General features: G+C 61.0%; 18 protein-coding genes, 1 tRNA gene, 2 rRNA genes and 1 pseudogene (1 of these 22 cut by a window edge). 6 read left to right on the top strand and 16 right to left on the bottom strand.

What is annotated here, in order from left to right:
- Position 1 precedes the first annotated feature (1 nt).
- The 3 genes from AAC691_RS16105 to AAC691_RS16095 all read left to right on the top strand — a co-directional run bounded on the left by AAC691_RS16105 (position 2) and on the right by AAC691_RS16095 (position 1,551).
- The gene (locus AAC691_RS16105) at positions 2-826 is read left to right on the top strand and encodes a family 1 encapsulin nanocompartment shell protein (protein ID WP_342627638.1); all 825 of its coding nucleotides are present in this window, start codon (positions 2-4) and stop codon (positions 824-826) included.
- 192 nt (positions 827-1,018) lie between these two features.
- Entirely contained in the window at positions 1,019-1,375 is a 357-nt protein-coding gene (locus AAC691_RS16100) for a hypothetical protein (protein ID WP_342627637.1), read from the top strand.
- Complete coding sequence (locus tag AAC691_RS16095; protein WP_176640044.1) at positions 1,372-1,551, top strand: hypothetical protein; 180 nt, start codon at positions 1,372-1,374, stop codon at positions 1,549-1,551. Before AAC691_RS16100 ends, AAC691_RS16095 begins: the two co-directional genes overlap by 4 nt.
- A gap of 76 nt (positions 1,552-1,627) precedes the next feature.
- Here the strand turns inward: AAC691_RS16095 and AAC691_RS16090 are convergent, their stop codons facing one another.
- The 4 genes from AAC691_RS16090 to AAC691_RS16075 form a co-directional block, all read right to left on the bottom strand.
- A complete protein-coding gene (locus AAC691_RS16090) occupies positions 1,628-2,917 on the bottom strand; it encodes an arsenic transporter (protein WP_342627636.1) in 1,290 nt (429 codons plus the stop codon).
- Positions 2,917-3,339 carry an arsenate reductase (glutaredoxin) gene (arsC, locus tag AAC691_RS16085; protein WP_342627635.1) on the bottom strand — a complete coding sequence of 141 codons (423 nt, stop codon included), beginning with the start codon at positions 3,337-3,339 and terminating at the stop codon, positions 2,917-2,919. The genes AAC691_RS16090 and arsC overlap by 1 nt, the downstream gene beginning before the upstream one ends.
- Complete coding sequence (locus AAC691_RS16080) at positions 3,336-3,704, bottom strand: metalloregulator ArsR/SmtB family transcription factor (RefSeq protein WP_342627634.1); 369 nt, start codon at positions 3,702-3,704, stop codon at positions 3,336-3,338. The genes arsC and AAC691_RS16080 overlap by 4 nt, the downstream gene beginning before the upstream one ends.
- 76 nt (positions 3,705-3,780) lie before the next feature.
- On the bottom strand, positions 3,781-4,683 hold the full coding sequence (locus AAC691_RS16075; RefSeq protein ID WP_342627633.1) for a LysR family transcriptional regulator: 903 nt from the start codon (positions 4,681-4,683) through the stop codon (positions 3,781-3,783).
- A gap of 118 nt (positions 4,684-4,801) precedes the next feature.
- Between AAC691_RS16075 and AAC691_RS16070 the strand changes: the two genes are divergently transcribed.
- Positions 4,802-5,539 carry an SDR family oxidoreductase gene (locus AAC691_RS16070; RefSeq protein WP_342627632.1) on the top strand — a complete coding sequence of 246 codons (738 nt, stop codon included), beginning with the start codon at positions 4,802-4,804 and terminating at the stop codon, positions 5,537-5,539.
- Between the two features lie 291 nt (positions 5,540-5,830).
- Here AAC691_RS16070 and AAC691_RS16065 read toward each other — a convergent pair whose 3' ends face one another.
- On the bottom strand, positions 5,831-6,778 hold the full coding sequence (locus AAC691_RS16065; RefSeq protein WP_342627419.1) for an IS1595 family transposase: 948 nt from the start codon (positions 6,776-6,778) through the stop codon (positions 5,831-5,833).
- Between the two features lie 25 nt (positions 6,779-6,803).
- On the opposite strand from AAC691_RS16065, the pseudogene AAC691_RS16060 reads away from it, so the two are divergent.
- Positions 6,804-7,683 (top strand): annotated as a pseudogene (locus AAC691_RS16060) (glucose 1-dehydrogenase).
- A gap of 108 nt (positions 7,684-7,791) precedes the next feature.
- Here AAC691_RS16060 and AAC691_RS16055 read toward each other — a convergent pair.
- The 4 genes from AAC691_RS16055 to AAC691_RS16040 all read right to left on the bottom strand — a co-directional run bounded on the left by AAC691_RS16055 (position 7,792) and on the right by AAC691_RS16040 (position 15,606).
- On the bottom strand, positions 7,792-9,198 hold the full coding sequence (locus AAC691_RS16055; RefSeq protein ID WP_342627631.1) for an efflux transporter outer membrane subunit: 1,407 nt from the start codon (positions 9,196-9,198) through the stop codon (positions 7,792-7,794).
- Positions 9,191-12,316: an efflux RND transporter permease subunit gene (locus tag AAC691_RS16050; RefSeq protein ID WP_342627630.1), complete on the bottom strand. Its 3,126-nt coding sequence runs from the start codon at positions 12,314-12,316 to the stop codon at positions 9,191-9,193. The genes AAC691_RS16055 and AAC691_RS16050 overlap by 8 nt, the downstream gene beginning before the upstream one ends.
- A complete protein-coding gene (locus tag AAC691_RS16045) occupies positions 12,313-13,458 on the bottom strand; it encodes an efflux RND transporter periplasmic adaptor subunit (RefSeq protein WP_342627629.1) in 1,146 nt (381 codons plus the stop codon). The genes AAC691_RS16050 and AAC691_RS16045 overlap by 4 nt, the downstream gene beginning before the upstream one ends.
- A 720-nt stretch (positions 13,459-14,178) precedes the next feature.
- On the bottom strand, positions 14,179-15,606 hold the full coding sequence (locus AAC691_RS16040) for an MFS transporter (RefSeq protein ID WP_342627628.1): 1,428 nt from the start codon (positions 15,604-15,606) through the stop codon (positions 14,179-14,181).
- A gap of 99 nt (positions 15,607-15,705) precedes the next feature.
- Here AAC691_RS16040 and AAC691_RS16035 point away from each other — a divergent pair, with 99 nt between their 5' ends.
- Positions 15,706-16,527, top strand: a complete 822-nt coding sequence (locus tag AAC691_RS16035; protein ID WP_342627627.1) for a LysR family transcriptional regulator — start codon at positions 15,706-15,708, stop codon at positions 16,525-16,527.
- Between the two features lie 41 nt (positions 16,528-16,568).
- Here the strand turns inward: AAC691_RS16035 and AAC691_RS16030 are convergent, their stop codons facing one another.
- The 7 genes from AAC691_RS16030 to AAC691_RS16000 form a co-directional block, all read right to left on the bottom strand.
- Positions 16,569-17,267 (bottom strand): UPF0149 family protein, encoded by a 699-nt coding sequence (locus AAC691_RS16030; RefSeq protein WP_342627626.1) that lies wholly within the window; start codon positions 17,265-17,267, stop codon positions 16,569-16,571.
- Positions 17,268-17,273: 6 nt separating this feature from the next.
- Positions 17,274-18,869, bottom strand: a complete 1,596-nt coding sequence (gene tnpC / locus AAC691_RS16025) for an IS66 family transposase (RefSeq protein ID WP_342627163.1) — start codon at positions 18,867-18,869, stop codon at positions 17,274-17,276.
- Positions 18,870-18,918: 49 nt separating this feature from the next.
- Positions 18,919-19,266, bottom strand: coding sequence for an IS66 family insertion sequence element accessory protein TnpB (tnpB, locus tag AAC691_RS16020; protein WP_070402454.1), 348 nt, complete (start codon positions 19,264-19,266; stop codon positions 18,919-18,921).
- Positions 19,263-19,787 carry an IS66-like element accessory protein TnpA gene (tnpA, locus tag AAC691_RS16015; protein ID WP_342627162.1) on the bottom strand — a complete coding sequence of 175 codons (525 nt, stop codon included), beginning with the start codon at positions 19,785-19,787 and terminating at the stop codon, positions 19,263-19,265. Before tnpA ends, tnpB begins: the two co-directional genes overlap by 4 nt.
- Before the next feature lie 289 nt (positions 19,788-20,076).
- Positions 20,077-20,153: transfer RNA gene (locus tag AAC691_RS16010), tRNA-Met, on the bottom strand.
- A gap of 21 nt (positions 20,154-20,174) precedes the next feature.
- Positions 20,175-20,290, bottom strand: a 5S ribosomal RNA gene (rrf, locus tag AAC691_RS16005).
- 119 nt (positions 20,291-20,409) lie between these two features.
- Positions 20,410-22,795 (bottom strand): 23S ribosomal RNA (locus AAC691_RS16000) (it continues 355 nt past the right edge of the window).

The raw sequence follows: 22,795 nt of genomic DNA, 5'->3' as shown, positions 1-22,795 counted from the left end.
CATGAACAATCTTCATCGGCATCTCGCCCCCGTTTCCAGCATGGCCTGGGAGCAGATCGAAGAGGAAGCGGCCCGTACGATCCGGCGGCACCTCGCCGGGCGGCGCGTCGTCGATACGTCGGAACCCAAAGGCTTGTCGCTTGCCGGTATCGGAACCGGTCGCGCCAGCCGGATCGATGCGCCGACCGATGGGATTCGCGCCATGCGGCGTGACATTCTACCGCTCGTCGAATTGCGTGTGCCCTTCGTCCTGTCGCGCGAGGAAATCGATGCCGTGGAGCGGGGCTCTCAGGATTCCGACTGGCAGCCGGTCAAGGATGCCGCGAAGATGATCGCGTTCGCGGAAGACCGCGCCATCTTCGAGGGATATGCCGCAGCGGGCATCCAGGGCATTCGCGCCGGCACGTCCAATGCCCATCTGAAGCTTCCGGCGTCGGTGCAGGATTATCCCCATGTCATCGCCGACGCCCTCGCCAGCCTGCGTCTCGCGGGCGTGAACGGTCCCTATTCGATCGTCCTGGGGGCGCAGGCATTCCTGGCGGTCGGCAGTGGCGACGATGACGGATATCCCATCCGCAAGCACATCGAAAGCATGATCGACGGCAAGCTCGTCTGGGCGCCGGCTATCGAGGGGGCTTTCGTCGTGACCATGCGGGGCGGCGATCTGGCGCTTGATATCGGGCAGGATTTCTCGATCGGCTATCTGAGCCACACGGCCGACACGGTTGAGTTGTATCTGCAGGAGAGCTTCACCTTCCGCGTCCTCACCAGCGAGGCGACGGTCGCCATCGATGCCGCGGGGGAACTGGCGCCGGCGGCATCCTGATGATCGGGAACGCAGCTTTCGGCGTGCTGCGGCGTTATCGGCGAAGGCCGGTCTCTGCCAGAATATGCGCCTGAACGAATCGCATGCTGCATGCCGTGAATTCCCCGGAATGACATTGGATGTCGGGACAGGCCGGCCTGTCCGGCACCGGCGCAAACCAGCTATGGGCACAATCGTCGAGGACTTTCGAACATGGACAACCCGCTTGAAGATTCACCGCAGACGGCAGCGCGTATCCTCGCCAGGGCCAAGGAATTGTGGGCCGCCGACGGCAAGCCGGCCTGCGGTCCCGACGCCTATAAGGCGCAGGCGTCCGAGTTGATCGGCATGGAACTGAACCCCGATGCCGGCCAGATTCCCGTCGAATCGCCGGTGCCGTTGGGTCCGGACGGACAGCCCGTCGAAGAGGCGTGGCTGGAGCAGAATCTCGGCAATTCCGGCGGCAGCATGAACGAACTGGACGACAAGCAGGAAGTCCCGTTCGCCACGCGCCAGGACGAAGAGAATTTTCTGAAAGAAACGCAAGATACAGCGGAAAAAGACCCATGATCCCGATATTTCTTGATGCCAGGACCAATCCGCCGGCCCCCCATGAAGATGGCTGGTATATCATGGACGGCACAGATATTCTCGATGCGGGGCCGTTTACGAGCGAGCAACAGGCGTTGCTCTGGATTGATGGACAGGAACCCGACCCCGATGCCGGTGGCCCCTCTCCTTTCTGAGCCGCGGCCGCTCTCAAGTCGAGCATGCGCTCGGCTTCAAGCGTGAGAAGTCGGGATTCCCTTCGCGTCGCGGTGGTCAACTGATCATCGGCAGCCAGACGGCGAGCGCCAGCAGCACGACCAGCAGCACCGGCGGGGTAATGACCAGCCCGACCTTCATGTATTGGCCCCAGGTGATGCGGTAGTCCTTGCCGGCCAGCACATGCAGCCAGAGCAGGGTCGCCAGGCTGCCGATCGGGGTGAATTTCGGCCCCAGGTCGCAGCCGATGATATTGGCGTAGACCATCAGGTCGCGGGTGAGCGGCGTGATGTCCTGCGCCTGGCGGATCGACAATGCGCCCACCAGCACGCTGGGCATGTTGTTCAGCACCGACGACAACAGGGCTGCCAGGACACCGGTCCCCACCGTGGCGACGATCGTGCCCCGATGGCCGAGCCAGACCAGTGCGTCCGCGACATGATCGGTCAGGCCGGCGTTTTTGAGCCCGTAGACCACCAGATACATGCCCAGGCTGAAGATGACGATCTGCCATGGTGCGCCGTGCAGCACCTTGCGCACCCGGATGACCGGGCTTTTCACCGCGAGGGCGAAGAGAATCGCGGCGGCGACGCCGGCAACGATCGCAACCGGGAGATGGAACGGCGCGGTCAGGAAATAGGCGAGCAGCAGTGCCACCAGCAGCGGAAACGCCGCCCGGAACACCAGCGGGTCCCGGATGGCGCTCGCAGGCGCGGGAAGGGTTGCAACCGGATACGAGGCCGGCACGTCGCGCCGGTAATACAGCCACAGCACGCCCAATGTCGCGGCCAGCGAGACCAGATTCACCGGCACCATCGCGGCAGCATAGCGGTCGAACGGCACCGCGAAGAAATTCGCGCTGACGATGTTGACCAGGTTGGAAATCACCAGCGGCAGGCTGGTGGTATCCGCGACGAAGCCTGTCGCGATGATGAAGGCCAGCGCCGCCGTATGGGACAGGCGCAGTTGGGCCAGGATCGCGATCACGATCGGGGTCAGCAGCAGGGCCGCCCCATCATTGGCGAAGATCGCGGCAATCGCCGCGCCCAGCACGACGATCAGCGGAAACAGGACATGCGCTTCTCCCCTGCCCCAGCGCACGACGTGCAGCGCGGCCCAGTGAAAGAAGCCGGCCTCGTCCAGCAGCAGCGAGATGATGATCAGCGCGATGAAGGTGAAGGTGGCATCCCAGACGATGTGCCAGACGACCGGGATATCGTGCCAATGGACCACACCGGTTGCCAGGGCGACGGCGGCGCCGGCCAGGGCGCTCCAGCCGATCCCCAATCCCCTGGGCTGCCAGATGACGAAGACGAGGGTGACGACGAAAATCGCAAGAGCGAGCATCAGACGACCTGCTTTCCGCCGTCAACGACGACTTGCCCGCCGTCCTCCTTGGCGAAGGCCGCCTTCTGCGGTTCGGGCAGGAGATCCAGCACGGTTTCGGACGGCCGGCAGAGCCTGACCCCAAGCGGGGTCACGACGATCGGGCGGTTGATCAGGATCGGGTGCGCTATCATGGCGTCGATCAGTTGGTCGTCGGTCAGGGCCGGGTCATCGAGACCCAGTGCATCATAGGGTGTGCCCTTGCGGCGCAGGAGGTCGCGCACCGGCACCCCCATGCGCGCGATCAGGCTGGCCAGTCCGTCGCGCGACGGCGGGGTCTTCAGATATTCGATGACCGTGGGTTCGATCCCGGCGTCGTGAATCTTCGCGAGTGTGTTACGCGACGTGCCGCAGGCGGGATTGTGGTAGATCGTGATGGTCATGGCGATACCCTTTCTGACGATACCCTTTCTGCTGGGCAACAGGGCATGAGTTCAGTGATGAGCGGTGCGCACAGATCGGCCCGCCCTGCGCAGCAATCCTTGACCAGGAACAGAACCAGGGCACGAAGCACTGCGAGATCGGCGCGATAGATGACCAGCCGGCTCTGCCGGGTCGCGTGGACCAGGCCGGAACGCGCGAGGATCGCCAGATGGGTGGACAGCGTGTTCTGCGGCACGCCCAGTCGGCGCGCGATCTCGCCGGCCGGCAGGCCTTCCGGTTCCTGGCACGCCAGCAGCCGGAAGGCATCGAGGCGGCTGGAATGGGCCAGGGCGCCCAGCGCCTGGAGGGCGGCTCCGTTTTTCATATATCCACTTATCGGGATATATGATGAGTAGTCAAGGAGAAGCCTCCCGCCATGCGCTCATTTCCCCCTTTCAGGATCATGACGCCAGTTCCCTGACAAAATCGAGAAAAGCGCGCACCTTGGCTGACATGAGATGCGATGCGTGGTGATAGGCATACAGGGGGAAGGTCTCATCCGACCATTCCGGCAGCAGATGGACCAGCCTCTTCTGCGCGATGAGATCCCTGGCATAGAGTTCCAGCAATTGTGCGATTCCGGCGCCGCTCAGACAGGCGCCCAGCAGCGATCCGGTGTCGTCGACCATCAGCCGTCCGGCAACATGAAGCGGAACGGTTTCCGTACCGCGCTGAAACTCCCACGCGAACGGGCGTCTGGTCATCGGGTCGCGGATCAGGAGGCATTGGTGGCCCTGCGCTAGATCCTCTGGACGCTCCGGTTCGCCATGCCGGGCGAGATAGGCGGTCGAGGCGCAGGTCAGAACGTGGGTTTCGAGCAACAGGCGCGCCTTGAGCGAGGACGGCTCGGGCTCGCCGAAGCGGATCGCGACATCGAAACCATCGGCAACGAGATCGCCCATCCGGTCGCGCACGCTGATCTCGACGGAGAGTTCGGGAAAGCGGTCGAGAAACGCCCCGATCCGGGGCGACAGGACGAAGTGGCCGAACGTTCCGTCGACATTGACCCGGAGCCGCCCCCGGATCGCGGCCTTGCTTCCGCCGGCCGTCACCGCGGCGTCCGCGATCCCGGCAAGATGGGGGGCGACAGCTTCGTAGAAGCGCCGTCCCTCGTCGGTCAGCGAAATGGCGCGCGCAGTCCGGTTGAAGATGCGGATGCCGACGCGCTCCTCCAGACGGGCGACCGCGCGGCTCACCGCCGGCTGGGTCAGTCCGATCGCTTCGCCCGCGCGCGCGAAACTGCCCGCCTCCACGACGGCGGACACGACGCCGATCCCGCTCAGGAGGCGGCTATCGAAGGTCATGAGGCATACTTTCAGTCATCTTTGGACTGACATCTATGCATTATTTTTTGCATCCCTTGAAGCCTAGGTTTGCGCCTGCCGCCGGACAGCGCGGCGATGTCGAAGACAGGAGCAAGGCATGAGCAATTCCGGAAAAATCGCCCTGATCACGGGCTCTTCGCGCGGCATCGGCGCGGAGATTGCCCTTCGTCTCGCGGCGGATGGGTTCAAGGTGGTCGTCAACTACGCCAGCGGCGCGGGACCGGCCCAGAGGGTGGCCGACCGGATCAAGGCTGCCGGCGGCGAGGCGATCGTGGCGCAGGCGGATATCGCCGATCCGGTCTCGGTCGCGGCGATGTTCGACGCGGCGGAACGGGCTTTCGGCGGCATCGACGTGGTGGTGAACAGCGCGGGGGTGCTGAAGCTGGCCAAAATCGCCGAGTATGACGACGCCACGTTCGACCAGAGCATGGCGATCAACGTCAAGGGCGCGTTCAATGTCTGCCGCGAGGCGGCCAGGCGCGTGCGCCAGGGCGGTCGCATCATCACTCTTTCCACCAGCGTCATCGGCATGCGCATGCCGACCTATGGCGTCTACGTGGCGACCAAAGCGGCGGTCGAGGCATTGACCCAGGTTCTGGCGCAGGAAATGCGCGGTCGTGGCATCACCGTGAACGCGGTCGCACCCGGCCCGGTCGCAACCGAGCTGTTCCTTGAGGGCAAGTCCCCCGAACTGATCGATCGCATCGCGAAGCTGAATCCCCTGGAACGCCTCGGGCAGACCGAGGACATCGCTCCGGTCGTCTCGTTCCTCGCCGGCCCGGAGGGCGGCTGGATCAACGGCCAGACCATCCGCGCCAACGGCGGCATGTGCTGACGTGTCGCGCCTGCGGTTCGCCCGAGCGAACCGCGGGGCCCCTCGACATCCGTATCCGCCCACAGGTCGCCGTCCGCAACGCCTCCCCCGGCGCCAACCGCTCCATCATCGCGGCCTCCGGCAGACGGTGCATGCTGCCGGGCCATCCGGTCGCGCGGGCGTGCCCGGCCGGGCGCGATCATGCCGTTCGCTGGCATTTTTTGGTGCAGTCGCTCCAAAAATCCTTGAACGCGAAATCATGCCCCTCATATGTCGTGGGTGTAGGAGGTCGCTCCACATTTTTTTTCCTGATTACGCACTAATTTCAGCCAATTTGAGCAGGCGATAGGGCATGGGCGGGGTTCTGACGGCGGCGTATCCGAGGCGAGGGATCATGGAGGCGAGGTCGAAGCGGCGATTGAAGCGATAAACGAACTCGGCGAGATAGCGCGGCGCATGCTTGTCACGGATAGCACGGTAAGTACCGGTCATGGCATTCTTGATGTTGGCGAGAGCGGTATTGACCCATTTGAAAGCAGGGTTGCGGCCTGCCTTTGGTCCCGAACCGGTCAGGATGGGATGATGGACGCACCCTGCTTCGGTGACGGCGGCGAAACAGCGTAGACCGTCACTGACCACGCTGCTGGCGGGGTCGAAGCTGTTTTTTGCCATCTTTGCGATCTCGGCCCTACTGAACCCGGCCACCCGGCGGAGTTTCAGGCGGATTGGCTTGCCTTGCGGTGTGGTTTCAACAGCGGCCACGATCGGCGTCTTGCCCGCTGATCCTCGCCCGCGCTTGCCGCCGCCGCGTTCTCCGCCGAGATAGGCGTCGTCCAGTTCGATCCGTCCCTTCAGTCGCTTGCCGGCCTCGCGTTCCATCATTACCTGCGCGAGTTTATGCTTGATCTTCCAGGCCGTGGTCTGCGTCACGCCGAGCCTGCGCCCCAGTTCGATGCTGGAGATGCCGCCTTTGCTCTGGGTCAGATGGTACAGGGCACGAAACCAGGTCCGTAACGGCACCTTGGTTGCCGCGAAGATCGTTCCGGCGATCAGCGACGTCTGCTTCCGACAGGCGCTGCATTGATACTGCCCACGGCTCTGAATGACGCTGTGCTCACGCCCGCCGCAGGCCGGGCATTCAAAACCAGATGGCCAACGCCAGCCAAAGATCACCGCTCGGCACTTCTCTTCGCTTCCGTAAAGTTCGTCAAATTGGGCTTCGCTTAGCCCTTTCTGAAACTGGACCTTGTTGCGAGCCATCGATCAAGCCTCTCGAAAACAACAAATGTTCTCGTTTTGTATCATAAATCCCTGGCTGAAAATAGTGCGTAATCAGGTTTTTTTTTGGTCATCCGTTTCCGCAACCCCGGGCGTGGGAGCCGCGCTTCGCTCTCAGCCCGAGCAGACAGGGACAGCACCCATGAGCAAGCTTACAGGAAAAGTCGCGATCGTCACCGGCGCCTCCAAGGGGATTGGCGCGGGGATCGCCAAGGCGCTGGCGGCGGAAGGCGCCGCGGTGGTGGTCAATTATGCGTCCAGCAAAGCGGGGGCCGATGCGGTCGTCGCGGCGATCACGGACGCGGGCGGCAAGGCCGTCGCGGTGCAGGGCGATGTCTCGCGCAAAGCGGACGCCCAAGCCATCGTCAATGCCGCCGTCAGCCAGTTCGGCCGGCTGGATATTCTGGTCAACAATTCCGGCGTCTATGAGTTCGCCTCGATCGGGGAGATCACCGAGGAGCATTTCCACCGGCTCTTCAACGTCAACGTATTGGGCACGTTGCTGACGACCCAGGCCGCGGTCGGCCATCTGGGCGCGGGCGGCAGCATCATCAATATCAGTTCGGTCGTGTCGCGCATCACGCCGCCCAATTCGGCGGTCTATACCGGCACGGGGCGCGGTGGACGCCATCACCGGGTCTCTGGCGCGGGAACTCGGGCCGAAGCAGATCCGGGTCAACGCGATCAATCCCGGACTGATCGAGACCGAAGGCACCCAGACCGCGAGCATCGTTGGCTCGGAGATGGAGCAGGCCATCATCGCGCAAACGCCTCTGGGCCGCACAGGTCAGGTGCAGGATATCGCACCGCTGGCGGTTTTCCTGGCGTCCGACGAGTCTCGTTGGCTGACCGGCGAAACCCTGATCGCCTCCGGCGGCCTGCGTTAAGGAACTGCCCGCGACCTGGCACGACAGTGCCAGGTCCGGAAGGGATTGGCGGCATCCCGGACGATGGGTGGCGGGGAACTGGTGCGCTGCCCCCCACGAACACCCGATCTATTCACGCCATGCACCGCCCAGCGCCTCGATGAGCGACACAGTGGCCGACAGGCGCTGCTGACGAATCTGCAATCCGCTTTCCTCCGCGCTCAGGGCAGAGGTCTGCGCGTTGATGACGGTCGTATAGTCCACGGCACCCATTCGATATTCGTTGAGCGCAAACCGCATGCCTTGCCGTGCGCTCGCGATCGTCGCGTCCTGTATGCCTCCCTTCCGTTCCAGGATTCGCAGACTCGATAGATTATCATCGACGCCCTGGAATGCCTCCAGCACCTTCTGGCGATATGCCGCAACACTCTGCTCGTAATTGGCCCGTGCGCTCCGCACCTTGGCGGAGCGCGCGCCGCCATTGAAAAGCACCTCGCTGCCCTGCGCCGTCATCAGCCAAAGCTTGTTTCCAGCCTGGAACAGGGCCCCCGACCCGCTATATCCCCCGAGCGCGCCCAGATTCACATCCGGGTAGTACGCCGCGATGGCCGCGCCGATCATCGCGTTCTGTTCGACCACGTTCTGCTCGGCTTCCACGACGTCGGGACGCCGCTCCAGCAGGCGGGACGGGAGTTCCACCGGCACCGTCGGAACCGCCCCGACCAACGAACCCGACGTAATCGTCAGCGCTTCCGGCGGAACGCCCACCAAGACGGCGATCGCATGTTCTTGCGTTGCCCGGTCGATACCGACGCCGACAAGCTGCGCCTGCGCGTTTTGCATTTGCGTCTGGGCGGAAATGACGTCCACTTCGCTGACCGCCCCCAGATTGTGACGCTGTCGGGTCATATCCAGCGCACGGGCATATGCGGCGACCGTCGCTTGCAGAAGAGACGTCATCGAATCATCGTAGCGCAGAAAGAAATAATCGTTGGCCAGATCGACCTGATTTTGCAGGCGTAACCACGCAAGTTGCTCGGCCGACGCGCGCGCCGCCGCTCGGTCGCTTTCCACTTGCCGCCGGATTTCCCCCCACAGATCCAGATGCCAGCTGATCGTCCCGCTGAACGCGGGGCGCGTGCGAGTCTGTCCATCCGTGCCGAACTGGTCGTTCAGGTGGTATCGGCGGATGCGCGGACCGAGGGCAATCGTTGGCAGCAGACCTGCCCGCGTTTCGTCCACGGTCGCCTCTGCCGCGTCATGCGCGGCCAGTGCCGCCTTCAGGTTCTGGTTGTTGACCGCGACCCGTTCCTCCAGTGTGGAGAGTTGCGGATCGCGGAAGACAAGCCACCATGCACCTTTCTCGGCGCCGTCATTCGGTCGCGCCGGCCCCCAATTGACCCCGGCCGCACTGGCTTCCTTGAAGGCCGCAGGCGCGTCGATGCTCGGCCGATGGTAGTTGGGACCGACCATACACCCACAGAGCGCGACAGGCGCCAGACCCCACGCAAATAGGCGGCGAAGCGCTTCATACATGGGACGTCCCCTTGCGACGCTCATCGAACTGCCGGATGACAACAAAAAATGCCGGCACCAGGACGACGGCGAGGCAGGTCGAGGAGATCATTCCCGACAGGGTGGTGATCCCGATCGATTTCCGCGCGTTCGCGCCTGCGCCGCTCGCCGTCACCAGCGGAACGACGCCCAGCGCGAAAGCGATCGACGTCATCAGAATCGGGCGGAATCGGATTCGCGCCGCTTCCACTGCCGCGTCCACGATATTGCGGCCGCTCTCGCGCAGTTCGCGTGCCATTTCCACGATCAGAATCGCGTTCTTGGCCGAGAGCGCAACCAGCAGGATCAGCCCGATTTGCGTGTAAAGGTTATTGTCGATCCCCAAGGCGGCGATCACCGTCGCCGGCCCGGTCAGCGCGAGCGGAACCGCTGCGATCACAGCAAGCGGCATGAACCAGCTTTCATATTGCGCTGCCAGGACGAGATAGACCATCAGCATTGCCAGCCCGAAGACGAGATAGATCTGACCGCCGACCGCCTTCTCCTGATATGACATCGCGGTCCAGTCGTAGCCCGTACCTGGCGGCAATTCCTGTGCGCCCGCCTGCTCCATCACCGTCAGCGCGTCGCCCGAACTGAATCCCTTACCGGGCGTCCCGATGAGGGTCGCGCTCGGATAGAGGTTATACAGGGTTACGAGTGACGGTCCGGTCAACGGGGTGACCCGCACCAGAGACCCCAACGGCACCATTCCGCCGTTGGCATTGCGGACACGCAACAGACCGAGATGCGCCGCATCGACCCGGTACGCATCCTGCGCCTGGACATAGACCTGGAACACATGATTGAACCGATCGAACTGGCCGGCATATCCGGAGCCCACGGCATAGGACAGTTCCTGGAACACATCCTGCAGGGACACGCCCAGGGTCGCGGCCTTCGTTCGATCGACCGAGACGACGAATTGCGGCGCGTCGGCATGATAGGTGCTGAAAATCCGTGAAATCGCGCTTTGCGATCCGCCCGCGCGAACCATATCGGCAGTCACCGCCTGCAAATGCGACCAATCCAATGTCCCGTCCCGCAATTCGAGCTGCATGGTGAAGCCGCCGGCATTGCCGATCCCCTGGATCGCGGGCGGCGGCACGACACGGATGGACGCTTCGCGGATCGGCGCCACAGCATTCGACAGCGCGTGATACATGCCGATCAGGCCGGCGCCGGAACCGCGCTGGCTCCAATCCTTGAGCACGACATAGACGGTTCCGGCATTCGATATCGAGGCGCTATTATCCAGTACCGACATGCCGGAGATCGTCACCACATTCTCCACACCGGGAACTTTCTGAACGACGTCCGATATGCGCCGCAATGTCGCTCCAACTCGCGCCAAGGACGCGCCGCTGGGCAATTGCGCGCTGATTACGAAATAGCCCTGGTCTTCCAGCGGCAGGAAACCTGTTGGAAGGCGTGACAATCCGCCGATTGCCAGTACGATGATCCCGAGCGCGACCAGCACCGAGATGCCCGACCGGCCGACTACAGAGCGGATCAGGCGGACATACCGCGCCTCTGCCGTCGCGTAGAATCGATTGAACGCACGATAGAAACCGTTGCGGCGCGCATCGCGCGGCACAGGCCGCATCCAGGCCGCACATTGCGTCGGCTTGAGCGTGAGTGCGTTGATCGCGCTGATCAGCGCGGTGGCGGCGATCACCAGTGCGAATTGCGCATACATTCGTCCCGTCAGGCCCGACAGGAACCCCGCGGGGATGAAGACTGACATCAGGACCAGCGTGATGCCGATGATCGGGCCGACCAGTACGCCCATGGCCTTGATGGCGGCCGCCCGGCCGGGCAGGCCCCGCTCCAGTTGCTGCGCGACCCCCTCCACAACCACGATCGCATCATCGACCACGATGCCGATCGCCAGCACGATGGCCAGCAAGGTGGAGATATTGACCCCGAACCCCATTGCCGCCATCGCAGCGAACGCGCCGATGATCGTCACGGGCACGGTGGTCGCCGGCACCATCATCGCCCGCCAGTCCTGGAGGAATACCAGGATGACGATCAGCACCAGGATCGCCGCCTCGATCAGCGTTTTATAGACTTCCTGGATCGAAGCGCTGACGAATGTCGTCGTATCGAATGGGATCTCCGAAGCGACGCCGGGGGGAAAATTCCGCGACAGGCTGGCCATTTCCCCCCGCACCGCGCGGAACGTCTGAAGGCCGTTTGCCTCCGGCGTCTGATAGACCCCAATTCCGATGGCGGGTCGGCCGTTCAGCCGGAAATCCTGCGCATAGGATTTCGCGCCCATCTCCACGCGCGCCACATCGTGCAGCCGTACAATCTGACCACCGGTACCCGCTCCCGTCTTGATGATCAGATTGCCGAATTCGACCGGGTCGGCGAGGCGTCCCGGAACATCGAGCGTGTATTGGAACGGCTGAGCACATCCCGGTGGACTTCCGAATTGGCCCGACGGCACGACCTGGCTCTGCTGTTCGATCGCGTTCAGCACATCCGATGCCTCAAGGCCGTGCGCCTGCAAGAGATCCGGATCGAACCAAATCCGCATGGCATATTGGCTTGCACCCAGCACGTTGATATTGCCGACGCCGGGAATGCGTGACAGAGCGTCGATGACATGGATGGTGGCGTAATTGCTCAAATACAGACTGTCGCGGCTGTTGTCTGGTGACGTCAGCGCGACGAACCCGAGCACGCTGGTCGATCGTTTCTGCACGGTCACGCCCTGTATCTGCACACTCTGCGGCAGCGATGCCATCGCGCTCGAAACACGGTTCTGAACCAGGATCTGCGCCTTGTCGGGATCCGTGCCGATTCGGAACGTAACCGTAAGCGTATAGGCTCCGCTATCGGTGCTGGTACTCTGCATATAGAGCATGTCCTGCACGCCATTGACCTGCTGCTCGATCGGCAAAGCCACGGTGCGTGCAATCATGGTCGCGCTTGCACCGGGATAGTTCGTCGTGACCTGGACAGTGGGGGGGACGACATTCGGATATTGCGAAATTGGCAGGCTGGATAAGCCGACGATGCCCAGCAGAATCGTCACCACCGCGATCACATTGGCGAATACCGGCCGTTCTATGAAGAATTTCGATATCATTGCGTCACCTGCACCTCGTGCGGCACCGCGACTTCACCCGTGCGGATCGATTCCGTGCCATTCACGATGACCCGATCCTCGGCGGCCACCCCATGTTCGATTGCCTGCAGCCGGCCGACCAGAGGCCCGAGCGTCACGGGCCGCAGCGCGACCTTGTTTTCGGCCGTAAGCACGAATACCGTCCTGCCGCCCTGGTCGTTTCCGATACACTCGGCGGGGACCAGAAGAGCGTTGTGCCGGATGCCGGTCATGACGCGGATATGTACAAAATTACCCGGGCGCAGCGTGAGATGGCCGTTGTCCAGCACACCGCGCAGTGCCAGCGTTCCTGTCGCCGGATCCACGGTCGGCGCGATATAGTCGACCCGTCCGTCATGTGGGTAATCGCTCTCGTCCGGCCCCTCGACCTGCAACTTCCATTTCTCGCCGGGACGGGCTAAAAGTCGCGCGCCATCCTGCTCCGAAACGTTGAAGTTCACCCAGATCGGATCGAGCGCCGAAATCTGCGCCAGCTCGGTCGCCTGGCCACTGCCGACCAATTGCCCGACGCTGACCAGATGCGCGCTTACGAAGCCATCGAACGGCGCAGTGACATGGGTATAGCCATAGGTAATGTCAGCCTGCTGCAACGCGGCCTGCGCCTGCAATACCGAAGCGTCGGCGCTATCGCGGTCCGCGCGTGTCTGCTGTGCCTGCTGCACGGAGCCCGAATCGAATCTCGCCAAAGCCTGGTAGCGATCGAATTGCTTTACGCCGAACGCCGCTCTCGCCAGGGCCGATGCCAAATTGGCGCGCGATTGCTGCTCCTGGGCAGCGTAAGGGGCGGGCTCGATCAGAAACAGCAGATCGCCTTTGTGGACGAACGCACCATCGCGATAATCGATCGCCTGCAAGAATCCCTGCACGCGCGCAACCAGGTTGACGCTCCGCGTCGCTGTCATCTGGCCAGTCGCATACAGGTAGGTGGTCACGTCCTGCTTTAGCGGGCGTGCAACATCGACTTCGGGTGGTGGCGGCTTATGGTAGGTGTTCCGCGCTTTGCATCCCGCGAGTACCGGCAGCATCAAGACCAAGCCCATCAGCAACCTGCTGCGCGCGGGCCAAAATGACGTGTCTTCTTCGCGTCGTTTGATCACCATCATGTTTCTCGATTCACGGCAAAGAGAGGACAGCAAGTGCGGCATGACGCCGCGCCGGCGCCACCGCCAGGACGAGCAAAGTAACGACGGGTATCGGCCGACCAGGCGGCGTTGCTCCGTATGCTCGGCCCGATCACACAACCGAAAGAGATGCGGGTTGCGGCAAGAACGAAGAGATAGAATACTCAGGCCACCTGGCTATATGTAAAGCGCATATAAGTCTCACCACGTCTAACGCCAAACAGGCTGGCATCTTCTACGGTCGATATCGTCTCTTCTATTCGCTGTCATTTATTTTCATTTTCCGATCGCCCCGGTCCTCTCGACAATCGGCCGTGCATCCCGCGGGCATGATGCCAAAAATCATCGAATCCATATTTCGGTATGAACTCGCCGATCGATAACCTGCATTACCAGCAACAGACATCTGCTTCCCTCTCGATGTCGCGGACGAATTGGCCACCCTTCGGGTTGGACCGTTGGCCACGTTTATAGCTGGCTGCTTCCTCGGGTTTATGTCAGGATTTTGACATGCCTGTCACAGTGGCAACGTCGGAAAAATTTTCAGATAATATAATGGCTACGATGCTCCGCGACCGCGATGATCCGTCGTAGTCGCGGACGTTGAAGCCGTAATCTGGATAATTACGTGACATCAAGCAGTGCCGAGAAGATTCAGATATTAGCAAATACGCCAACATCGCTTGTTGGCAATCACGCGGATCAGCCCTCGGCGAGGTCTGTATTTCGCCGTATGCCATGGAGATTTTTCTTTTCTGAGCTTGGGCCAGAAATTGACCGAATCCCGGCGATCCCAATGAATGTTCCGAGAATAAGCAGGACGACCGTTAAAGAAATCGCCGTATGCATTCCCCTCATGAACAAAACTTCTTCGTGTGAACGAACGAAATATCCAAAGATAGCTACTCCAATCATACCGCCCACCTGCCGCGCGGAATTCAAAAGCCCGGAGGCGATACCGGCCTGGGCATGGGGAACGGACGTCAAGGTCGCGTTGGTGATCGTGGGAATGGTCAGCGCAATGCCGCTACCCGCCAGCAACATGGGAACAGCGAGCGACCAATAGGAACCCGTTGCCGAGACGGGCAGCAGGAGGCCATAGCCGAGCGCCGATATGCTCATGCCAATCGCGGTTAGACGACGTGGGCCAACGCGACCGACGACCCGGCCGGCAATGACATTCATGATCACCAGCGTGGCCATCATCGGCAAAAAGGCCAATCCGGTCGTCTGCGGTGAATAGTGCCGGATCGCCTGAAAATAGAGACTTAGAATGAAGACACCGCCATAGAATGCGAGATTGGCGATCAAACCGATCGCCGTGGCGCTTCGGAGCGTCCTGTCCCGAAACAGATGCAGAGGCAGCATCGCAGATGGATTGCCAGCTTCCAGCCAGAGAAACAGCACTCCGACCAGAATGGCCGTGGCAAGACCCGCAACGATAACCGGATCGGTCCAACCACGACCGCTCACCTCCGTCAGCGCCATTGTCAGACCTGAGAGCGCAAGAGCGGCCGTAATTTGGCCGGCGAGATCAAGTCCACGATTGGGATGTTTCGGAGAGGCCGGTGCGTAGCGCACAGTCAGCCAAAGGCCGAGCATACCGATCGGAAGATTGACGAGAAAGATGGCGCGCCAGCCGGCAACAGTGATCAGAAACCCACCCACGACCGGCCCTGCGGCGAGCGCGATTCCACCGCCAGCGCCCCACCATCCCACCGCCCGATTACGTTCTTCGGGATCGTGGAAGACCTGACGCAGCAAGGAGAGCGAATTCGGAACCAAAAGTGCGGCCCCGATTCCTTGCAGGAATCGGGCTAAAATCAGTGCCCGTAAGTCAGAAGCGAGACCGCATCCAAACGATGCGAGTATAAACAGCGAAAACCCAGCCATAAAGACACGCCGGGCGCCGACCCGATCCCCGAGCGCTCCGGCAGTCAACAGAAGTGCCGCGAACGCCAACGTATAGGCGTTGACGACCCATTGCAGACCGCTCATGTCGGCCCGAAAGGCGGCGTGCAACGCTTCCAGCGCCACATTGACGACGCTGACGTCCATCAGAACGACCACAAAGCCAAGGCATGATGCTATCTGCACAAGCCTGGATTGCCCAATCAATATGCGAGACATAAAGACCCATTCCCTGCTCAATTTCTGAACAGCTTCAGGGATCGACAGTCAGTGCGTAAATTCCATATAATTTCCACCCACATTGGGAAAAACGCACAGATGTTCGATTGGGAAGATCTTCGTCATTTTCTCGCCGTCGCCCAGGCAGGAACATTGTCCGGTGCGGCGCGCCGTTTGAAGGTCGATCATGCGACGGTCAGCCGCCGACTGACGGCGCTCGAAACGGCATTGCAGATGAGACTCATCGACCGTCTGCCGCGATCGTGCCGATTGACGCTGATGGGAGAACAGATCTTCGAGCTTACGTCACAAATGGAAGCAAGCGCCTTCGCGATAGAGAGAGCCGTTCATGCTGCGCATTCGCCTTTCATCGGCAAGGTCACGGTCAGCGCGCCACCGGTACTCGCGACCAACTTCTTCGCCAAGCAGGTCCTCACATTCCACAGGCAACATCCCGACATCCAGCTATCTATTTCGAGTCAGGCTCAACAGGTTTCGTTAAGCCGACGCGAGGCCGATATCGCGGTGCGTCTGTCGCGCCCTACGGAGGCCAGTAGCGTTACACGTAGGCTTGGAATCATGCCGTTCGCACTCTACGCGAGCCGCGACTATGCCTACCGCCACCAACCTGCGACATGGGAATTCATTGCCTATGACGCGCAATATGCCGACATGCCGCATCAGCATTGGCTTCTGGCGGTGGCTGGGTCACGTCCTATCGTTTGCGAAGTCAGCGACATCACCAGTCAACACGTCGCAGCACGCACAGGCATTGGCGTTGCTGGCTTGCCTTGCTTCCTCGGCGATACCGACCCAGCCTTGGAACGCCTACCTTTCGACGGCGATGCATTTTCAAGGGAAATCTGGCTCGTCGTCCACGCAGATCTGAAACACTCGGCATCGATCGTAAGCGTGAGCTGATCCCCACGCTTGCATTCCATCATTCTATGGGCTGGATTGGCTCAGTTCATGCCGCAGCATTTCTTGTATTTTTTGCCGGAGCCACAGGGGCAGGGCTCGTTTCTGCCGACCTTTGTCGACAGGGCTGGTGCGTTCGAGAAGTGGTCCATGGAATTTGACAGGCGCTCGGCATGGAGTGTCTGCACCCAGTCGGGGATGAGATCCGGCGCGGTCTCCGTCAGCAGGGCGCCGAGTTCATCGCTGCTGTCGGCTGGGGCATCGGTCATGGCGACGAGCTTGCGTAGACCGACAAGGGCCCGGAGCACCGCCTCGTCGGGATCGAGCAAAAAGCTGTCCCACGCTTCAGGCCGCAGCGTCATGGCGCGCTCGAACCCCTCGATCCACAGTTCCCAGAGTATTTCGTCATGCCTTGTGTCGATATCGAACAGAGGCGCATAACGCCCGCGATCGAGATCCCTTAGCACGGCGTTGTAATGGCGCAGGATCAACCGAGCATCGTTCTCGTGTTCGAGAACAGGATCCCCCTCCTCGTCGGGATCGAGCGCCACGGGCAGCCATTCGGAGGGCAGGATCATCTCAGGACAGACGATGACGCCGGCGAGGAACCCGTCCAGTTCGCTCAACAGCATGGCTGTCTCGAGCCGTGCGAGGACGCGTTCGAGTTGACGCAGATAGGGAGGGAGTCTTGTCTGTGGCGGCATGCTGCGTAGTAGCGCAGCATTCCCGGCAGCCAGGATCAAGCCTTTTCAGGCGGGTTTCTGCTTTGCCTGTGGCGACCAGTTCCAGGGTAAAAGTTCGTCGATCCGGTTGATCGGATGCCCACGCGCGAGGCGGTCGATTACATCAGCCATCCAGCGTTCCGGATTCAGCCCGTTGAGGGCTGCCGTGGTCAGGAGAGTATAGAAGATCGCGGCTCGCTCTCCACCCCGGTCCGATCCCAGAAACAGAAAATTCTTCCGTGTCACCGCAATATTTCTGAGACAACGTTCGGAGAAATTATTGTCGATGGAGAGGCGGCCGTCGAGCGTATAGGCGCACAGGCGATCCCAGCGCGTCAGAGCGTAACGGAACGCCTTGCCCAGAGCATATTTGCCGGAGACCCGTGCTTTCTGGGCCGTTGCCCAGGTATGGAAATCCTTCAGGATGGGAACTGCCCGGGCCTGCCGGACGGCCAGGCGCTGTTCCGGCGGCAGTCCTCCGATCTCACGTTCGATGTCATAGAGCAGACCGATCCGGGCCACAGCCTCTTCGGCCAAGGGGGCCGGCTGTGTGGCGTAGACATCGAAAAAGTAGCGGCGCGCATGGGCCATGCAGGCCACCGGCCGGATCGGTGACGGCTTGCCGCCCTTGTTGCCAAACAGTTTTTCGTATCCCACATAGGCGTCCGAGTGCAGCCAGCCGGCATAATGCTCAAGATGGGTTCGAGGCCGCTCACCTTTGCGGTCGGCGCTGTAACAATACAACATCGCCGGCGGCTCGTTGCTTCCCCAGGTGGCGGGATCGTGGCCATAGCACCAGATCCGCGCTTCTTTCGTCTTTCCGCGCCCCGGCGCCAGCACCTTGATGGGGGTGTCGTCCGTCCACAGGACATCGCGGTTCATGACGTAGGCCTGGATGCGATCCCGCAGCGGTTCCAGCCACCACGCGCCGTGTCCGATCCAGTCGGCGAGCGTGCTGCGATCGATCTCCACGCCGTCGCGTGCGAGGATCGCCGACTGACGATGCAACGGCAGGCCGTCCCAGTATTTCGCGACAATCACGCTTGCAATCAGGCTGGCGGAGGCGCGCCCTTTCTCGATCGGTAAATCCGGCACAGGCGCCTGGAAAATCTTTTCGCACGAGCGGCAGGCCACGCGGGGGCGGACATAGCGCAAAACCTTCAGCGGCGCCGTGATCTTCTCCAGCACTTCCGTCACGTCCTCGCCGATGCGCACCAGGCGCTCGGGGTCGCATCGTCTACAGTCGCACACGACCGCCGGCGCCAGTTCGATCACTTCGCGCGGCAGGTGCTCGGGCAGCGGGCGGCGGATGGCCTTGCGGCGTGGCGTGGATGTCTCGCCCTTTTCGCGTTCCCGGGCCGCCCGTTCGGCACTGGCCTCGGCCAGCGTCTCCTCGAATTCGTCGAGCACCAGTTCGAGCTGGTCCATCTCCTTCTGGTGACGCTCGGATTTCTGCCCGTATTTCTGCCGCCGCATCAGGGCCAGCTGCTCCCGTGTGCGCTCGATCTGTAACTGCAGGGCCGTGCATTTGTCCTCCGCGCGGGCCAGAGCCTCACGGGTCGCCGCAAGTTCGGCACGTAACGCAGCCAATTCCTCAGCAGGATCTGTCGTGGGGTCGGACATGACCCGATCGTAAGGGAGGCAAGGGATCAGTACAAGAAAAACCGCATCATCACCCCACCACTTGCGGCCTTGCCGTCCAGGCCGTGGCGCGCCAGTCGATGGCTTCAACGAGCATCGCCATCTGACCCGTCGTCAGGGACACCGAGCCATCTTTGGCCTGGGGCCACACGAACTTCCCGGATTCAAGGCGTTTCATCGCAAGGCACATGCCCTGCCGATCCCAAAACAAAACTTTTATCGTGTCGCCTTTGCGCCCACGGAAAATGTAGATCGATCCATCGTGAGGATCCCGGCCCAATGTAGTCTGCACCTGCAACGCCAGGGAGTTGATCCCGCGTCTCATGTCTGTCACCCCGCAGGCCAGCCAGATCCTGACCTCTCCCGATGGCCAGATCATGGCCGTCCCAGGCCAAGAACCAGCCGACACACCGCGTCGGGATCAAACGTCGTGCCCGTCCGGATGCTGATGCCGTTCGGCAGAACAATCTCGACAGCCGCCACAGGCGACGACGCGCCCGGCTGCCGTGCCGTCATCGCCAAGCCCCCGACATGAACCGGCATAAATCCCTCGGCGGCAGGAAACATCATCAACTGCTTGCGCCATATATAAAGCTGGGCTTGCGCGATCCCATACTGTTCCGCGACAGCCCTGCGGCTTGCTCCCGGCGCAAAGGCCTCTTCGAGGATGCGAACCTTTTCCTGATCGCTCCAGCGACGACGACGGATGACGCGGCGCCGGATTTCAATTTCCTCGCGCGGTCCAGCCCCGTAAGAACTGGTCATATGACCGTCATTACGACCCGTCATATGACTATCAATAATACCAGTGGTAGTTGAAATATCTGGCTCGAAACCGTCGTTGCCAAAATCATCGTGTGTCATGACCGTCGCCCACCCTGCGGAAATCGACAGCATCATCCGCCCAGCAACCGAACAAATGCTATGTGGGGATCAGCTCACGCTTACATCGATCCGCACCGTGACAGATTTTATCGTCGATTCCGTTTCAAGATCCGATCTTGGGCCGGCCCTCTTGTAGAAGAAGCCGTGTCCGATTCGCGCCCGCCCCCTTCGACGCCACTTCGCACGCGCCTATTACGCTGGAATTCGCTTCCTGGTGATTCCTATATGATTCCAGTTGTGGGTGCAGAACGCAGAGAGCCCGCTCGGAGAGCGGGCTAACTACTTGATTCTAAACGGGATTTCATGGTTGCGGGGGCAGGATTTGAACCTGCGGCCTTCAGGTTATGAGCCTGACGAGCTACCGGGCTGCTCCACCCCGCGGTGGTGTAGGTGGATTGGAAGACCTGGCGGCGACCGACTTTCCCGCGTCTTGAGACGCAGTATCATAGGCGCTGGGGCATTTCACGGCCGAGTTCGGGATGGGATCGGGTGGAGCTATCCCCGCCATGGCCACCAGGTCGTCCAGTCCACCCTGATGGGGTGTAGTGGGCGTGAGAGGTTGGTGCTGAGGAGTGTGTATTGAGTGTTGAGTGGATGATTGCTGTGCATGTGTGTTGCCTGCGTTTAAGCGGGCTGTGTGAGTGAGCCTTTTGGGCGATTAGGACCAGTTAGCTGCACGCATTACTGCGCTTTCACATCTGGCCTATCGACGTGATGGTCTATCACGGCCCTCGGGGAGACCTGGTTTTGAGGTGGGTTTCTCGCTTAGATGCTTTCAGCGATTATCCCGTCCAGACTTAGCTACCCGGCTGTGCCGCTGGCGCGACAACCGGTGCACCAGAGGTCTGTTCATCCCGGTCCTCTCGTACTAGGGACAAATCCTCTCAAGTCTCCAACACCCACGGCAGATAGGGACCGAACTGTCTCACGACGTTCTAAACCCAGCTCACGTACCACTTTAATCGGCGAACAGCCGAACCCTTGGGACCTGCTCCAGCCCCAGGATGTGATGAGCCGACATCGAGGTGCCAAACCTCCCCGTCGATGTGGACTCTTGGGGGAGATCAGCCTGTTATCCCTAGAGTACCTTTTATCCGTTGAGCGATGGCCCTTCCACGCGGGACCACCGGATCACTATGGCCGACTTTCGTCTCTGATCGAGCTGTCACTCTCACAGTCAGGCGGGCTTATGCCATTGCACTCAACAGTCGATGTCCGACCGACCTGAGCCCACCATCGCGCGCCTCCGTTACACTTTGGGAGGCGACCGCCCCAGTCAAACTGCCCACCATGCAGGGTCCCGGACCAGGCTTACTGGTCTCGGTTAGACATCAGAAACAGTCAGGGTGGTATTTCAAGGATGGCTCCACCGGAACTGGCGCCCCGGGTTCTAAGCCTCCCACCTATCCTACACAGAATGTCTCTGATGCCACTGCAAAGCTGCAGTAAAGGTTCATAGGGTCTTTCCGTCTGACCGCGGGTACCCCGCATCTTCACGGGGAATTCAATTTCGCTGAGCCGATGCTGGAGACAGCGGGGAAGTCGTTACGCCATTCGTGCAGGTCGGAACTTACCCGACAAGGAATTTCGCTACCTTAGGACCGTTATAGTTACGGCCGCCGTTTACCGGGGCTTCAATTCAGTGCTTGCACACCTCCTCTTAACCTTCCGGCACCGGGCAGGCGTCAGGCCGTATACGTCGTCTCTCGACTTCGCACAGCCCTGTGTTTTTACTAAACAGTCGCTACCCCCTGGTCTGTGCCACCCACAAATGGTTGCCCAATCATGGGTCTCGCTTATCCCGAAGTTACGCGAGCAATTTGCCTAGTTCCTTCAGCATCGTTCTCTCAAGCGCCTTGGTATGCTCTACCAGTCCACCTGTGTCGGTTTCGGGTACGGTCTATTCGCTAGAGCTATTTCCTGGAATGCTCCAAAAGCCAGCCCAATCCGTTAAGGACTGACAACATATCGCATTCGTCACTTCTAGCAGGCCCAGGAATATTCACCTGGTTTCCATCGACTACGGCTTTCGCCCTCGCCTTAGGGGCCGGCTCACCCTGCGCGGATTAACCTTGCGCAGGAACCCTTGGACTTTCGGCGACAGTGTTTCTCGCACTGTTTGTCGCTACTCATGTCAGCATTCGCACTTCCGATATCTCCAGAGAGGGTCACCCCGTCTCCTTCTCAGACCTACGGAACGCTCCGCTACCGCGCATACAAAGTATGCACCCACAGCTTCGGCACGTGGCTTGAGCCCCGTTACATTTTCGGCGCAGGGTTTCTATTAGACCAGTGAGCTATTACGCTTTCTTTAAAGGATGGCTGCTTCTAAGCCAACCTCCTGGTTGTTTTGGAATCCCCACATCCTTTCCCACTTAGCCACGATTTGGGGGCCTTAGCTGGTGGTCTGGGCTGTTTCCCTCTCGACGATGGACCTTAGCACCCACCGTCTGTCTGCCAGGCTAAACTTCCGGGTATTCGGAGTTTGGTTAGGTTTGGTAAGGCTTTGGGCCCCCCTAGCCCATCCAGTGCTCTACCCCCCGGGGTCAACACCTGACGATCTACCTCAATAGATTTCGCGGAGAACCAGCTATCTCCGAGTTTGATTGGCCTTTCACCCCTAGCCACAGCTCATCCCCGACTTTTTCAACAGGCGTGGGTTCGGCCCTCCAGTGCGTGTTACCGCACCTTCAGCCTGGCCATGGCTAGATCACTCGGTTTCGGGTCTTCTGCCAGCAACTCAGCGCCCTATTCAGACTCGCTTTCGCTACGCCTACACCTATCGGCTTAAGCTCGCTGCAAACAGAAACTCGCTGACCCATTATACAAAAGGTACGCCGTCACCCCATAAGAGGCTCCGACTGCTTGTAGGCATCCGGTTTCAGGTCTCTTTCACTCCCCTCGTCGGGGTGCTTTTCACCTTTCCCTCACGGTACTTGTTCACTATCGGTCACCAGGGAGTATTTAGGCTTGGAGGGTGGTCCCCCCATGTTCAGACAGGATTTCACGTGTCCCGCCCTACT

This window comes from Nguyenibacter vanlangensis (assembly GCF_038719015.1).
In the GTDB taxonomy this organism is placed as follows: domain Bacteria; phylum Pseudomonadota; class Alphaproteobacteria; order Acetobacterales; family Acetobacteraceae; genus Gluconacetobacter; species Gluconacetobacter vanlangensis.
The sequence above is the reverse complement of the archived record's forward strand: the minus strand, read 5'-3'. Positions and strand labels throughout refer to the sequence as shown.